Source organism: Staphylococcus sp. 11511212, from assembly GCF_011394755.1.
GTDB lineage: Bacteria > Bacillota > Bacilli > Staphylococcales > Staphylococcaceae > Staphylococcus > Staphylococcus chromogenes.
Genome location: NZ_JAANBQ010000002.1, coordinates 190,937 through 206,622 on the forward strand (window position 1 = coordinate 190,937; position 15,686 = coordinate 206,622).

Below are 15,686 nucleotides of genomic sequence, written 5' to 3' on the forward strand. Positions count from 1 at the left end.
TTTTAATGATAGGTTGTATGTTGTTGTAAATGCGCCTGTAATAAGGCAACAACTTGTTGGACAGAATGATCACTTTCTCTAGGATAGGCGAGTGAAATCGTCTTTTTAAAATCAATATGAGAAAGCGAAATTTTAGACCATTGTTGTGTATGACTATATAGATTTATATAAGACGGTGCAACGACAAACCCTTTTTCGCGTTTTAATATAAATCGTGCTAAAGGTGTTTGATTACACCGATAAACAGGGCGATTGGCATGTGTTTCGATGTAGGCAGCAAAGTCAGGTGCCACCGGTTCATGAATATAAAGTTGGTGCTCTAAAATATGTGACAAAGGTGGGTTAGGTACAGTCATTAAAGGGTGGTGCGGTGGCCCATAGAGCATATAGATTTCTTCAAATAAGGGTTGCATGACATAATGAGGGTCTTCAATGGGTTCATTAGTAATCGCGATATCAATATCATTGTTGATCAGTGATGAATTTAAAGTATCAGTATCCAGAAGAAGAGGCACCACTGCGATGTCCAGTTCGGATTCGATTTTCTCTAACACTTGAGGCAAAATTTGCCCCACGGCTCCATCCACATATCCAATCATCATCATACTTGCGCGTGCTTCTTGATGCATTTGAAAAAAAGCTACAGTTTGATTGACTTGCTCTAAAATAGGCAAAGCCGTTTGTAGCAAATGTTTCCCCTCAGTCGTTAAAACAACATTACGTCCTTTTCTATGAAAAAGAGCGGTGCCCAATTCGTCTTCTAAATTACGAATATGACGACTCACCGCCGACTGTGCCACATCAAGTTCGAGTGCTGCTTCTGATATATGTTCACGTTTTGCCACTTCTACAAAGTATTTTAATTGTTTCAGTTCCAAATTCAGTCCCCCATTCCTCTTTATATTATCTCAATTTGAGATTGATTTCATCTCAATTATTTATTGATGTGATGAGTGTACTTCTATATAGTAGATTGTATTACTGAAGAGAGGTGTCAGAAATGTCTAACAATTTAACGTATGCTCAAAATGGACTCTATGATGCGCGTGAGGAGCATGACGCGTGTGGTATAGGCTTTTATGCCAATATGGATAACAAACGGTCTCACCATATTGTTGAAAAATCGTTAGAGATGCTGCGTCGTCTTGATCATCGTGGAGGTATTGGTGCAGACGGAATCACTGGAGATGGCGCCGGTATTATGACAGAAATTCCGTACGCTTATTTTGACGCACAAGTCGCATTTGAATTACCGCAAGAAGGGGACTATGCGGTAGGCATGTACTTTGTGAATCAAGACCTTTCTGATGCAACTCTCGGTCAACAAGTGGCAAACATTTTCAAGTCGGAAGGATTACAATTGCTTGGTTTTCGTCAAGTGCCGGTCGATACGTCTTGTTTAGCTGAACACGTGGCACAGACGATGCCTATCATCCAACAAATGTTTGTGGGAAACGTGAGTGCGAACAATTTTGATCGTGCATTGTATCTCGCGCGAAAACAAATTGAACAGCTAAGTGCTAAAGAAGGATGGGATCTTTATTTCACGAGCTTATCAAGACGAACAATCGTCTATAAAGGGTGGTTACGTTCAGACCAAATCAAAAAATTGTACCAAGACTTACAACATGAAGATTATGTTTCTAAATTTGGCTCTGTACACTCTCGTTTTAGTACGAATACCTTTCCAAGTTGGAAACGGGCGCACCCGAATCGTTTATTAATGCATAATGGGGAAATTAATACGATTCAAGGGAATGTGAATTGGATGCGCGCACGTCAACAACGCTTGATTAAAACGGTATTTGGGGACGAAGCTCGTAAAGTGCAACATATTCTCGATGAAACGGGAAGTGATTCGGCAATTGTAGACAATGCCCTGGAATTTTTAAGCTTAGCGATGCCGCCTGAACAAGCGGCGATGTTATTGATTCCTGAGCCATGGCTATATAACGAAAGCAATGACCCCAATGTCCGTGCCTTTTATGAGTTTTATAGTTATTTAATGGAACCTTGGGATGGCCCGACGATGATTTCATTCTGTGATGGTGATAAATTAGGGGCATTAACAGATCGGAATGGCCTACGTCCAGGGCGCTACACTATTACGACAAACAATGAAATTATCTTCTCATCTGAAGTAGGTGTGGTAGACGTCGATGAAACTGATGTGGTTTATAAGGGGCAACTTAATCCAGGAAAATTATTGCTCGTCGATTTCAATCAAAATAAAGTCATTGGCAATGAAGCCTTAAAGCAACAAATCGCGTGTCAGCATCCTTATCAAGCGTGGTTGACAGAACAACGCCCTTCATTAGACTTAGCATCGGTTGAATACACAGACTTAGAGATGTCTAAAGATGAGGTATTCCGCCAACAACAACGGTTCGGTTATACGAAAGAAGAAATCGATAAATATTTAACGGAGCTGATGACAGGGGGTAAAGACCCGATTGGTGCGATGGGGTATGATGCGCCACTTGCAGTTTTAAATGAACAACCTGAGTCTTTGTTCAATTATTTCAAACAATTATTCGCACAAGTGACGAATCCGCCAATTGATGCGTATCGTGAAAAAATCGTGACCAGTGAAATGACTTATTTAGGCGGAGAAGGTAATTTACTGAAGCCGGGTCCTGACGCGTTACAACGCATCCAACTCAAGCACCCAGTACTTACGGCACAACAACTGGAACATATTGCGACACATGCATTAAAAACAGCTTATTTTTCAACAGGTTATACCCATAACTTAAAAGAGGCGCTAAACAAATTAGGGGAAGCGGTCACAGAAGCCGTTCAACAAGGGGTAGAAGTCATCGTTTTAGAAGATCAATCCGTGCGAGATGAAACACAATATGCGATGCCTATGTTGCTTGCAGTCAGTCATATTCATCAATTGTTGATTCGTAAGCAATTACGGATGCAAACGAGTCTTGTGGCGATGTCCGGAGAGATGCGTGAAGTCCATCACTTGGCTTGTCTCATTGGCTATGGGGCGAATGCAACAGTGCCTTATCTTGCACAAAAAACTATCGCTGATTTAACGACAGCTGGGCGCTTACAAGGGGATGTCACGGCTAACGTTGAAAAACTTAATACAATTTTTTCTGAAGGGCTCATTAAAGTGATGGCTAAAATGGGAATTTCAACGGTGCAAAGCTATCATGGCGCGCAAATATTTGAAGCGGTCGGTCTTGGAGATGAAGTGATTCAATCTTATTTCCCAGGCACACCTTCAAAATTATCGGGAATTTCTATTGAAACGATAGATGCCGAAAACAAACGGCGTCAAACGGTGGATAGTCCTTATCTTGCTCCGGGAAGTACGTTCCAGTGGCGTCAACAAGGACAATACCATACGTTTAATCCGATGACGATTCAATTGTTGCAACATGCGTGTCGAGATAATGACTATGCTCAGTTTAAACGTTTTTCAGAGGTCGCAAATACACATACCACAAGTCATTTACGTGATTTATTTGACTTCAAAGCACAAGTAGCGATTCCTTTAAATGAAGTTGAACCCGTGGAAAAAATTGTGACACGTTTTAAAACTGGGGCGATGAGTTACGGCTCTATTTCACAAGAAGCACATCAAACACTCGCAGAAGCCATGAACCGTTTAGGGGGTAAAAGCAATAGTGGTGAAGGCGGAGAAGCACTTGAGCGCTATGAAGTTCAAGACAACGGCGCGGACTATAAGAGTGCCATCAAACAAGTTGCTTCGGGTCGTTTTGGGGTGACGAGCCACTATTTGCAACATGCTAAAGAAATTCAAATCAAAGTTGCACAAGGGGCTAAACCAGGGGAAGGCGGTCAATTGTCTGGCACAAAAGTATATCCTTGGATTGCAGAAGTCAGAGGTTCCACTCCAGGCATTGGATTAATTTCACCTCCACCGCATCACGACATCTATTCGATTGAAGATTTAGCACAGTTAATTCACGATTTGAAAAATGTGAATCGTCAGGCCGATATTACAGTGAAGTTAGTTTCTAAATCAGGTGTTGGCACGATTGCAGCAGGTGTGGCCAAAGCCTTTGCAGACAAAATTGTGATTTCAGGTTATGACGGAGGTACTGGAGCTTCACCTAAAACGAGTATTCAACATGCAGGTTTGCCATGGGAGTTAGGACTCGCAGAAACGCATCAAACGTTAATGTTAAATGGTTTACGTTCACGTGTGCGTCTAGAGACAGACGGTAAGTTGCTGACAGGCCGTGATGTGGCCTATGCCGCCATCCTCGGAGCTGAAGAGTTTGGCTTTGCCACAGCGCCACTTGTCGTTTTAGGTTGTATCATGATGCGAGTATGTCATAAGGACACGTGCCCCGTTGGCATTGCAACGCAAAATGGTGATTTACGTGCCTTGTTCACTGGTAAAGCTGACCATGTGGTGAATTATATGCACTTTGTTGCAGAGGAGTTACGTGAGATTTTAGCAGAACTCGGACTGCGTTCAGTTGATGAACTTGTCGGTCGTACAGATTTACTACGCCCCTCACATAAAGCACACAAACATCCGAAAGCGCGTGAGTTAAACCTTCAAGCCTTGTTGCACCAAAATGAAGGTGACCGAACAAAACAGATCGCGCAACAACACGGACTGGAACATGGGTTTGACTTAACGGAACTCTTACCAGCAACGCAACAGGCGATAGCGAACGGGACATCATTTTCAGGCACATTTAAAATCGGCAACGAACAACGAAATGTCGGCGTGATTACAGGTAGTGAAATTACCCAACATTATGGCTTAGCAGGTTTGACTGCTGACACTATTAAAGCTTATACCACTGGGCATGCGGGTCAAAGCTTAGGCGCTTGGATGCCTCGAGGTCTGATGATACATCATACAGGAGATGCCAACGATTACGTCGGTAAAGGCTTGTCAGGAGGTAAAATCATCGTCAATGCCCCAAATGTTGAGCGAGAAGATGAGATTATTGTAGGCAATGTATGTTTTTACGGAGCTACAAGCGGAACAGCCTATATTAATGGCCGTGCAGGTGAACGTTTTTGCATCCGAAATAGTGGTGCACATGTGGTCGTAGAAGGCGTTGGTGACCACGGCTTAGAGTACATGACAGGAGGGCGCGTCGTGATTTTAGGCGACGTCGGTAAAAACTTCGGACAAGGCATGAGTGGTGGTGTGAGTTATATTTTCCCAACAGATGTGGCCGCGTTCAAAGAAATACATGCATTAGAAACGTTAGATTTTGATACTGTGACAGATTTGAAGGAACAAGACATGTTAAAGCAGATGTTATTAAAACATGTTAAACAGACACAAAGTCAAAAAGCACGTCGTATTTTAGATGATTTTGACGCACAGTTAGCACAATGTATTAAAGTGATTCCGAAAGATTACAAGCATATGATGCAAAAAATTTATCATTTTGAGCAAGAATATGAGCGCCAAGAGGCATGGTTGGCAGCATTTAATGATCAGACGGACGTCGCGCATTCAGGAGAACACGCGTCAACGATTTCGGTGTATTAAAGGAGGGCATAGCATGGGTGAATTTAAAGGGTTTATGAAATATTCAAAACAAAAACTTGATGAGTTACCTTTGAAAGACCGCATTTCAAATTTTGACCCCTACCAATCTCGATTTACTAATGAAGACGCAGCGCAACAAGGCGCACGCTGTATGGATTGTGGGACGCCGTTTTGTCAAACAGGGGTCCAAATCGAACGTGAAACTTTAGGGTGTCCCTTAGTCAACTATATCCCGGAATGGAATGATTTGGTCTATCGTGGGGATTTTAAAACTGCTTATGAACGGCTTTCAGAGACGAATAACTTTCCAGACTTCACGGGGTATGTCTGTCCTGCCCCTTGTGAAGCCTCTTGTGTAATGAAAATTAATCGCGAATCAGTGGCGATTAAAGGCATTGAACGTACGATTATTGATGAAGCCTTTGACAAGGGGTGGGTAAAGCCACGGCGACCAAAAGTGCGTTTCAACCAAAAAGTCGCTGTTATTGGGAGTGGTCCAGCCGGGCTCGCTGCAGCAGAAGAACTGAATGTCCTTGGTTATACGGTAGATGTATTTGAAAAACAAGCGCAACCCGGAGGATTATTAACTTATGGCATCCCGAACATGAAATTAGATAAAAAGACCGTTTTACGTCGCGTGAAATTAATGGAAGAAGCGGGCGTGCGTTTTCACTGTAATGTTGAAATCGGTAAAGAAATGACTAAAGCAGAACTCGATGACACATATGATGCCATCGTCGTCTGCACAGGTGCTGAAAAACCTCGGGATCTTCCGCTAGAAGGACGAATGGGTCAAGGGATTCATTTTGCGATGGATTATTTAACAGAACAAACACAACTTTTGATGGGCGAAACTACAAAACAAACGATTTCTGCCAAAGGAAAAAATGTAGTCGTGATTGGCGACGGAGACACAGGAGCAGATTGTGTGGCAACAGCACTGCGTGATGGATGTAAATCCGTTGTACAATTTAACCGTAAAGCCAAAAAACCAGAAAGTTTTGAGATGAATGAGCATTGGCCATTTCCTGAACCGATTTTGAAAAAGGATTATGCCCACCAAGAATATGAAGCCGTCTTTGGTGTAGAACCCAGAGCATACGGAATTCAAACGATGCGGTTCGATGTGGATGAGATGTTTCAAGTACGTGGCATTTATGCACAAGTCCAACGCGATCAAGCGGACGGTTCACTTGTAGGAGATGATCGAGAGATTTTAATTCCTGCAGATTTGGTATTGCTTGCGATTGGCTTTGAAGGTGTAACGTCTCAACTAACACAAGCATTAAATTTAAAAGTGAACCGTCAAAAAATTATGGCAGATACGTCAGATTACAAAACAAATCAGCCTAAATATTTCGCAGCTGGGGATGCACGTAGAGGTCAAAGTCTCGTAGTCTGGGCCATCAAAGAAGGGCGTGAAGTCGCAGCTTCCGTACATTCACACTTAAGCGCTAAAACTTTTGTTTAATTTTTGTAAAATTTTTATTGACATTGTGTGCGGGCTATAATAATATATTTATTGTGCTCGTAACACGGAGGAATACCCAAGTCCGGCTGAAGGGATCGGTCTTGAAAACCGACAGGGGCTTAACGGCCCGCGGGGGTTCGAATCCCTCTTCCTCCGCCATTATAAGTAAAATCCAAGACTAATAGATATAAAAGCCAAATGTTTAACATGATTAAACATTTGGCTTTTTTACGTTATCATAAAGTAACCCCGTGGATAAGGAGCGGATAGTTTGATGTCATTCAAAGTTTTAATCGGCGTGATGATTATATTTACCCTTCTCAGTATCGTGACCGTCCCGTGGCTCTATTTTCAAGGAGAAGTGCTTACACCGACACTTTCACTCATCTCATTAATTAGCGCTTGGATGGTCTTCTATATCACTTATCGACAACAAAAGTAAAATATTGATGAAAAAGAAGCAAACTATTGTGCGCGTTTGAAAGCGAATGATAGTTTGTTTTTTAATGCCTTACTTAAGAGATTTGGTGTATATATGCGTTTATTAGCCGTATCGATATATTTCTTCATTATATGGAAGAAAGGGTGTCTACTAGCGTCTCCAAAATGAAAAAGCAGAAGGTCACCATTTTTTATAAGTTATTTATGGACATTTGACCAAACATTCATGAAAGCCTTTACAAAACTTGTCTATACAAATTATAATCTGTATAGACAAGTCAAATATGAGGGAGTGAATGGGATGGCTGTGAAAAAGTCAGATGTGCGCGATATTATCGATGCCATAGGAGGAAAAGAAAACCTCCAAACAGCAACACATTGTGTGACGCGTTTACGTTTAGTTTTAGATGATGATACAAAAGTGGATAAAGAAAAATTGGCGGAAAACCCGCTTGTAAAAGGACAGTTTAAAGCAGACAATCAATACCAAATTGTGATTGGACCGGGAACTGTTGATGAAGCTTACAAAGTGTTAGTCAACGAAACAGGAACATCAGAAGCGTCGAAAGATGAAGCGAAAGCCATGGCTGCGAAGAAAGGGAATCCTTTACAGCGGCTCATTAAATTACTAGGAGATATTTTTATTCCGATTTTGCCTGCCATTGTGACGGCCGGTTTATTACTAGGGATTAACAACGTATTAACGATGCCCCTCATCAATCAATCACCATCGATTGTCGAGCGTGTGCCTCAAATTGCAGATTTTGCGAATATTATTAATGTGATAGCCACAACGGCATTTATTTTCTTACCCGCCCTTGTTGGTTGGAGTGCAATGCGTGTCTTTGGTGGAAATCCAGTACTTGGTTTAGTTCTTGGGCTCGTGCTTATGCATCCACAATTATTATCACAATATGACATTGGAAAGGTAGATAAAATTCCAGCTTGGCATATTTTCGGTTTGAAAATCGAACAGTTAAATTATCAAGGACAAGTTTTACCTGTATTACTTGCGGCATATGTCCTTGCGAAAATAGAAAAAGCGTTAAATAAAGTCGTTCATGACTCTGTGAAATTGTTAGTCGTTGGGCCGATTGCGTTATTAGTAACGGGCTTTTTAGCATTTCTGATTATTGGACCTCTTGCATTAATCGTAGGTAAAGGCATCACTGGTGCGGTGACGTTCTTATTCCAAAATGCGGGATGGCTTGGCGGTGCTATTTATGGTTTACTCTATGCGCCACTTGTGATTACAGGATTACATCATATGTTTTTAGCTGTCGACTTCCAATTAATGGGTAGTAGCGTAGGCGGAACGTATTTATGGCCAATTGTCGCAATGTCAAATATTGCCCAAGGTTCTGCAGCTTTTGGGGCATGGTACATTTATAAAAAACGTAAATTAGAAAAAGAACAAAGTTTAGCCATCACTTCAGGTGTTTCTGGCTTTTTAGGGGTCACTGAACCGGCGATGTTTGGTGTCAACTTACCGCTGAAATATCCATTCATTGCTGCGATTGTGACTTCAATGTTTGTAGGTGCATTTATCGGTGCAGCGGGCGTGATTGGTAATGTTGGTGTTGGTGGTGTACCAGCGATCCTTTCTATTAAACAACAATTTTGGGGCGTGTATATTATTGGAACACTCGTTTCAATGATTGTGCCTTTTATATTAACGATTATTTTCTCAAGATTTAGTCGTGAAAAAGCGAAAAAAATGGTCGATGAAACGATTTAATTAAGGTGGGATTGAATTGTCACAACAAGATTGGAAAAAGTCTGTCGTGTATCAAATTTATGTGAAATCATTTAATGATACTACCGGAAGTGGTGAAGGGGATTTACAAGGTATCATTGAAAAGTTAGATTACCTAGCTTATTTAGGGGTGGATTATTTATGGTTAACGCCTATTTATGATTCGCCAATGAATGACAATGGTTATGATATCCGCGACTATTTCAAAATTAACGAACGTTTTGGGAATGAGGAGGATTTAAAAACGCTCATTCAAGAAGCGCATGCGAGAAATCTTAAAATTATGCTTGATATCGTGGTCAATCATACGTCGACAGAGCATCAATGGTTTCAAGAAGCCTTAACGTCAAAGGCGAGTCCTTATCGTGATTTTTATTTCTTCAAACCGAGCGAAGACGGTCCGCCAACCAATTGGGAATCCAAATTCGGAGGCAATGCATGGGAATACGATGAGGCTTCAGATGAATATTACTTACATCTTTTTGATGTCACTCAAGCGGATTTGAACTGGGACAACCCTCGCGTGCGTGATGAAGTGTATAAAATTGTGAATCATTGGATAGCTTTAGGTGTTGATGGATTTCGTTTTGATGTGATTAATCTCATTTCTAAAGGAGAATTTAAAAATTCAGAAGCGATAGGGAAAGAGTTTTATACTGATGGGCCTCGTGTCCATGAGTTTTTACATGAACTTAATCGCAACACATTCGGTGATAAAGAGATGATGACGGTGGGGGAAATGTCGTCTACTACGCTCGAGCATTGTATTCAATACACACGTGAAGACCGACAAGAATTGAGCAGTGTGTTTAATTTTCATCATTTAAAAGTAGACTACAAAGACGGTGAAAAGTGGTCCAATCAAAAATTTGATTTACAACAGTTGAAATCTATATTAATGGATTGGCAACGCGGAATATACGATGGCGGAGGATGGAATGCGATATTTTGGTGTAACCATGATCAACCTCGGGTCGTATCACGATTTGGAAGTGATGAAAATGAAGCGCTCAGACAAACAAGTGCGAAAACCCTTGCGATCGTGTTGCATATGCTTCAAGGGACACCTTACATTTACCAAGGGGAAGAAATCGGCATGACAGATCCTCATTTTACTTCCATTGGGCAATACCGCGATGTGGAATCCTTAAATGCCTATGAAATGATGCAAGAAAAAGGTTATACAGAAGCTGAAATTTTAACTATTCTTGGTCAAAAATCACGTGATAACTCTCGAACACCGATGCAGTGGGATAAGACGTCACATGCAGGTTTTACAACTGGAACGCCTTGGATAGAAGTCGCGCATAATTATACGACGATTAATGCTGAAGACGCCATCGCAGATAAAAATTCTATTTTTCACACTTACCGGGAATTGATACGATTGCGTCATGAATATGATATTATCACGTATGGAGATATTATACCGCGGTTGATGGATCACCCTTCACTTTTTGTGTATGAACGACACTATCACGGGGAGATATGGACGATTGTGGCTAACATGACAAAAGATACGGTGACTTTACCCGAGACATTGAATATTGAAGGGCGACCTGTGATTGAAAATGGTAAAGTGGATAAGCATGAAATTGGACCTTACGGAGCGATTGTCGTCGCAAAAGAAAAAGAATAAAAGGCGGAACTGAACATGAAACAAAACAAATTCAAACTCATATACGAGCAAATGCGACACGACATCTTAGAGGGGAACTATCATTATGGTGATCAACTCCCCTCTGAACATCAACTGGTAGAAAATTACAACGTGTCACGTGAAACAGTCCGTAAAAGTTTGAATATGCTTGTTGCGGACGGGATGATTCAAAAAATTCGAGGTAAAGGATCTGTTGTGATCTATCAAGGGGTCACAGAGTTTCCGTTTGCGGACTTAATGAGCTTTAAAGAAGTTAAGAGCGCTTTGCACTTACAACATCAAACCGTTGTCCATACGTTTGAAAAGGTACAAGCTAGTGAAGTGCCACACGTGAAAGAAGCCCTTCGCATAGCTTTAGATACGCCTTTGTGGCATTTTGTGCGCTATCGCCAAGTAGAAGGCGTGACCAAAATCATAGATGAAGATTATGTGCTCTTTGAATTGTTCCCGGATTTAACTGAGAAGGTCGTTCAAAACTCTCTCTATGATTACATTGAGAATGAAAAAGGCTTTGAAATTAGTTTTTCAAGTAAGTCGATTACTTTCGAACCCTTTGGAGATGCCGAACGTGAAGCATTTGGCACAATGTCACCAGAATATACGGCGACCGTTCGTGGGATTGTTCATTTGAAAGATACAACGAAATTTCAATATAACGTCTCTAAACATATTGCGACGGAGTTTAAGTTTATAGATTTTTCAAGACGGCATAAAATTTAAAGATGTCTATTTGTCGCTTGTTCAAAGGATTGTCAAAGATAGAATGAGTTAGGACTTGCATTTGCCTTATAGGATATAGTAATATTAATTTTACCGTGCTAAGCGGGGAGGTAGCGGTTCCCTGTTCTCGAAAACCGCTTTATGCGAGGCTGAATTCCTTTGTCGCGGATGTGTATTTGTGAAGTCTGCCCAAAGCACGAGGTGTTTGAAGATTTCGGTCCCATGCAATATGAACCCATGAACCATGTCAGGTCCTGACGGAAGCAGCATTAAGTGGATTCTCATATGTGCCGTGGGGTAGCCGAGATTTAGCTATCGACTTTGGTAACGTTTGTGATGCACATACAACACAAAGGTGCGCGGTTTTTTTAAAGGAAATGATATTAACTATATAAATAGATGATGAGGGTTGAGACAATTTATGTTTCAACCCCTTTATTGTATTCTGTGATGTCTGAGCCAGTGAGAAACAGATGAGGTTTGTCTAAACTTTGTTATAATATGTATAGGATATTGTACGTATAGAAATAAGGAGGGATGAGATGTCGATTTATATTAGCACGTTAACTGAAAATGATTATGAGCCTTCTCTTAATATGATTCGTGAGGCTTTTAAAGAGATGCCTGAGTCAGATCATCAAGAGCAAGCGTTGGTTCGAAAATTGCGTCTTGAACCTGGGTATCACTATGAACTTGAAGTGATAGCGAAAGATGAAGCGGGAGAAATTATTGGTCATGCGCTATGTTCCCCTATCCAAATCAAAAGTCACGAGGAAACTTTTGATGCATTAGCTTTGGCTCCGGTTGCAGTGAAAAAGCCTTATCGTCAAAAAGGGATTGGTAAAGCGCTCATTCATGCCTTAGAAGAGCGAGCACAAGAGCTAGAATATACAACAATTGTCGTGCTTGGGCATCCGGATTATTATAAAGCTTTAGGGTACGAGTTAGCTTCAGAGCATGGGATTAAAACTTCCTTCGAAGTGCCGGAGAGTTATGTGAGAGTGAAATTTTTATGGGATACATTAGAAAATCCGCCTCATGGAGAGGTCATTTATTCAGCACCCTTTTTTGATTGAGCATGCACATACTTTTTAGAGTGAACATGCTATAATGAGACTATTGTAAAATCGGAGGTGCCAAATTGAATTACCAAGCATTGTACCGGATGTATCGACCGCAAAGTTTTGAAGACGTCGTCGGTCAAACGCATGTCACAAAAACATTAAAAAATGCGATTGCGAAAAACAAACAATCCCATGCCTATATTTTTAGTGGCCCAAGAGGCACAGGAAAAACGAGTATTGCCAAAATATTTGCAAAAGCGATGAATTGTGAAACACGTTCAGATGGAGAACCCTGTAATGAATGTGCCAGTTGTGTGGGGATTACACAGGGGACCAATTCAGACGTTATTGAAATCGATGCTGCAAGTAACAATGGTGTAGATGAAATCCGAAATATACGGGATAAAGTTAAATATGCACCAAGTCAATCTAAGTATAAAGTTTACATTATTGATGAGGTACATATGCTTACAACAGGAGCGTTCAATGCATTGTTGAAAACATTAGAGGAACCCCCTGCCCATGCGATTTTTATTTTGGCAACCACGGAGCCGCATAAAATACCGCCAACGATTATTTCACGTGCGCAACGTTTTGATTTTAAAGCCATCAATACAAATCATATTATAGAACGATTACGTTATGTTGCGGAATCTCAAAATATTGCTTATGACGAAGAAGCGCTCGCTTTCATTGCCAAAGTGTCTGAAGGCGGCATGCGGGATGCTTTAAGTATTATGGACCAAGCGATTGCCTTTGGAGATGAACGGTTGACTTTAAAAGATGCATTGGACGTCACAGGGAGTTTAGATGAATCAGATTTAAATGCGTTATTTAACGATGTCGTACAGGGAGATGTTCACGCAGCTTTTGAACGTTATCACGGATTTGTCAGCGAAGGTAAAGAAGTGAATCGTTTAATTAACGATATGATTTATTTTGTGCGTGATACGATTATGGTTAAAACGACAGGGGAGACGCCCACGTTTGATGCGCTCGTAGCATTTGATTTAGAAGTACTCTATAAGATGATAGATATCATAAATGACACCCTTGTTTCTATTCGTTTTAGCGTCAACCAAAATGTTCATTTCGAAGTATTGCTCGTGAAACTTTCTGAAATGGTAAAAGAAGTGCCACAAACAGGAGAAGTCGTCGTTAATCACGCACCGTCTGAAACAAACGATGCTATGATGAGACGGATGGAAGCCCTCGAATCAGAACTTCGTACATTAAAAAGTCAAGGCGTGACTGCACCGAGTGCCCCTTCTAAGCCAAAACCGTCTATGCGACGAGGTGGCCATGCGACGTATTCTGTTGAACAAATTGCAAAAGTATTAGATAAAGCGAATAAAGAGGATATTGCACGAATTAAAGAGCGTTGGGCAGATGTGATTCAATATGCTAAAGATCGTGATCAAAAATCTTTAGTGAGCTTACTACAAAATTCAGAACCTGTAGCAGCGAGCGAAGACAAAGTACTGGTGAAATTTGAAGAAGAAATCCACTGTGAAATTTTAAAGAAAGATAACGAAAAGAAAGCGAGCGTTGAAAATGTCGTTCGAGACATTATTAATAAATCTGTAGAAGTTGTGGGCGTGCCTGCGGATAAATGGATGCAAGTGCGTAGTGATTATATTGACCAACGTAAACAAGGGCACTCAAAATCGGCAACAACCACGCAACCTCAACAAGACAATGTGGTTCAAAAGGCGAAAGATTTGTTCGGTGAAGAAACCGTTCATATTATCGAAGACGAAACATGACAATCGCCATAAAGGTATGTATAATTGTAAACGAATCTTAGAGGGAGCCCCCCTCACTATTAAAAGACGTTAAATGTCTGAATAAGGAATTATCGAGGAGGAAATTACTATGCGCGGTGGCGGAAATATGCAACAAATGATGAAACAAATGCAAAAAATGCAAAAGAAAATGGCAGATGAGCAAGAAAAATTAAAAGAAGAAAAAGTCGAAGGTACTGCGGGTGGCGGTATGGTGAAAGTAATCGTATCTGGTCATAAAGAAGTGGTCGACGTTCAAATTAATGAAGAAGTGGTAGACCCTGAAGATGTAGAAATGTTACAAGACCTTGTATTAGCTGCAACAAATGAAGCAATGTCTAAAGCGGACGACTTAACAGCTGAACGTTTAGGTAAACATACTAAAGGGCTTAACATCCCAGGAATGATGTAAGATGCATTATCCAGCACCTATTTCTAAACTGATTGACAGTTTTATGAAACTGCCAGGCATTGGCCCGAAAACGGCGCAACGTCTGGCTTTTCATGTATTAGATATGAAAGAAGATGACGTCGTTCAATTTGCCAAAGCACTCGTTGACGTTAAACGTGAACTGACCTATTGCAGTACATGCGGCCACATTACAGAGCAAGATCCATGTTATATATGTGAAGACAAACAACGTGATCGCTCAATTATTTGTGTTGTAGAAGATGATAAAGATGTGATTGCGATGGAAAAAATGAAAGAATACAAAGGGTTATATCATGTTTTACATGGTACGATTTCTCCGATGGACGGGATTGGTCCAGAAGATATCAACATCCCTGGGCTTATCGAACGTTTAAAAGATGAAGAAGTCCAAGAATTAATATTAGCGATGAATCCTAATTTAGAAGGAGAATCGACTTCAATGTATATTTCGAGATTGGTGAAGCCACTAGGGATACGTGTGACACGATTAGCACAAGGACTTTCAGTCGGTGGCGATTTAGAATATGCAGACGAAGTGACTTTATCTAAAGCAATATCTGGAAGAACAGAGATGTAGAGATAAAATAAAGGCACTGAGATTGTAGTCTATAAGGTCGGCAATCTCAGTTTTCTTTTAAAAGTTTATGTAAAAAAGGTGTTTTGTTTTCAAAAGGAGTTATAGAGTGTAATTTTTAGTGTTGTGTTTGTGGCAAAATGGCTGTATAGTTATATCTTGTTGAGCGGCACTGAGGTGCTTGCAAAACAACTTAAAAAAATAATTTTAAAAAGTTGTTGACTTGAGAATCGAAAGTGTGTATAATTAATTCTTGTCGAGTCAAAAGAAAACGACG

The 15,686-nt window shown here is 40.7% G+C and carries 11 protein-coding genes, 1 tRNA gene and 1 other RNA gene; 12 read left to right on the forward strand and 1 reads right to left on the reverse strand.

Annotated elements, in window-relative coordinates:
- Positions 1–2 precede the first annotated feature (2 nt).
- Complete coding sequence (gltC, locus tag G8Y84_RS01235; RefSeq protein ID WP_037575577.1) at positions 3–878, reverse strand: glutamate biosynthesis transcriptional regulator GltC; 876 nt, start codon at positions 876–878, stop codon at positions 3–5.
- Positions 879–1,000: 122 nt separating this feature from the next.
- On the opposite strand from gltC, the gene gltB reads away from it, so the two are divergent.
- From gltB to recR, 12 genes are all read left to right on the forward strand, one after another.
- The gene (gene gltB, locus G8Y84_RS01240) at positions 1,001–5,506 is read left to right on the forward strand and encodes a glutamate synthase large subunit (protein ID WP_165806066.1); all 4,506 of its coding nucleotides are present in this window, start codon (positions 1,001–1,003) and stop codon (positions 5,504–5,506) included.
- A gap of 13 nt (positions 5,507–5,519) precedes the next feature.
- On the forward strand, positions 5,520–6,977 hold the full coding sequence (locus G8Y84_RS01245; protein ID WP_165806067.1) for a glutamate synthase subunit beta: 1,458 nt from the start codon (positions 5,520–5,522) through the stop codon (positions 6,975–6,977).
- Between the two features lie 66 nt (positions 6,978–7,043).
- A tRNA-Ser gene (locus tag G8Y84_RS01250) sits at positions 7,044–7,136 on the forward strand.
- A gap of 112 nt (positions 7,137–7,248) precedes the next feature.
- Entirely contained in the window at positions 7,249–7,419 is a 171-nt protein-coding gene (locus G8Y84_RS01255) for a hypothetical protein (protein WP_157946214.1), read from the forward strand.
- A gap of 300 nt (positions 7,420–7,719) precedes the next feature.
- Entirely contained in the window at positions 7,720–9,156 is a 1,437-nt protein-coding gene (gene treP, locus G8Y84_RS01260) for a PTS system trehalose-specific EIIBC component (RefSeq protein WP_103158698.1), read from the forward strand.
- A 16-nt stretch (positions 9,157–9,172) separates the two neighbouring features.
- Complete coding sequence (locus G8Y84_RS01265) at positions 9,173–10,813, forward strand: alpha,alpha-phosphotrehalase (protein WP_103158697.1); 1,641 nt, start codon at positions 9,173–9,175, stop codon at positions 10,811–10,813.
- Between the two features lie 15 nt (positions 10,814–10,828).
- Entirely contained in the window at positions 10,829–11,554 is a 726-nt protein-coding gene (gene treR, locus G8Y84_RS01270) for a trehalose operon repressor (protein ID WP_103158696.1), read from the forward strand.
- A 93-nt stretch (positions 11,555–11,647) separates the two neighbouring features.
- An RNA gene (gene ffs, locus G8Y84_RS01275) (signal recognition particle sRNA large type) lies at positions 11,648–11,917 on the forward strand.
- 179 nt (positions 11,918–12,096) lie between these two features.
- Positions 12,097–12,630 (forward strand): GNAT family N-acetyltransferase, encoded by a 534-nt coding sequence (locus G8Y84_RS01280; RefSeq protein ID WP_037577441.1) that lies wholly within the window; start codon positions 12,097–12,099, stop codon positions 12,628–12,630.
- A gap of 65 nt (positions 12,631–12,695) precedes the next feature.
- A complete protein-coding gene (gene dnaX / locus G8Y84_RS01285) occupies positions 12,696–14,384 on the forward strand; it encodes a DNA polymerase III subunit gamma/tau (RefSeq protein WP_105963615.1) in 1,689 nt (562 codons plus the stop codon).
- 109 nt (positions 14,385–14,493) lie between these two features.
- Positions 14,494–14,814 carry a YbaB/EbfC family nucleoid-associated protein gene (locus G8Y84_RS01290; protein ID WP_037564914.1) on the forward strand — a complete coding sequence of 107 codons (321 nt, stop codon included), beginning with the start codon at positions 14,494–14,496 and terminating at the stop codon, positions 14,812–14,814.
- 1 nt (position 14,815) lies between these two features.
- A complete protein-coding gene (gene recR, locus G8Y84_RS01295; protein WP_037577434.1) occupies positions 14,816–15,412 on the forward strand; it encodes a recombination mediator RecR in 597 nt (198 codons plus the stop codon).
- Positions 15,413–15,686: the final 274 nt, after the last annotated feature.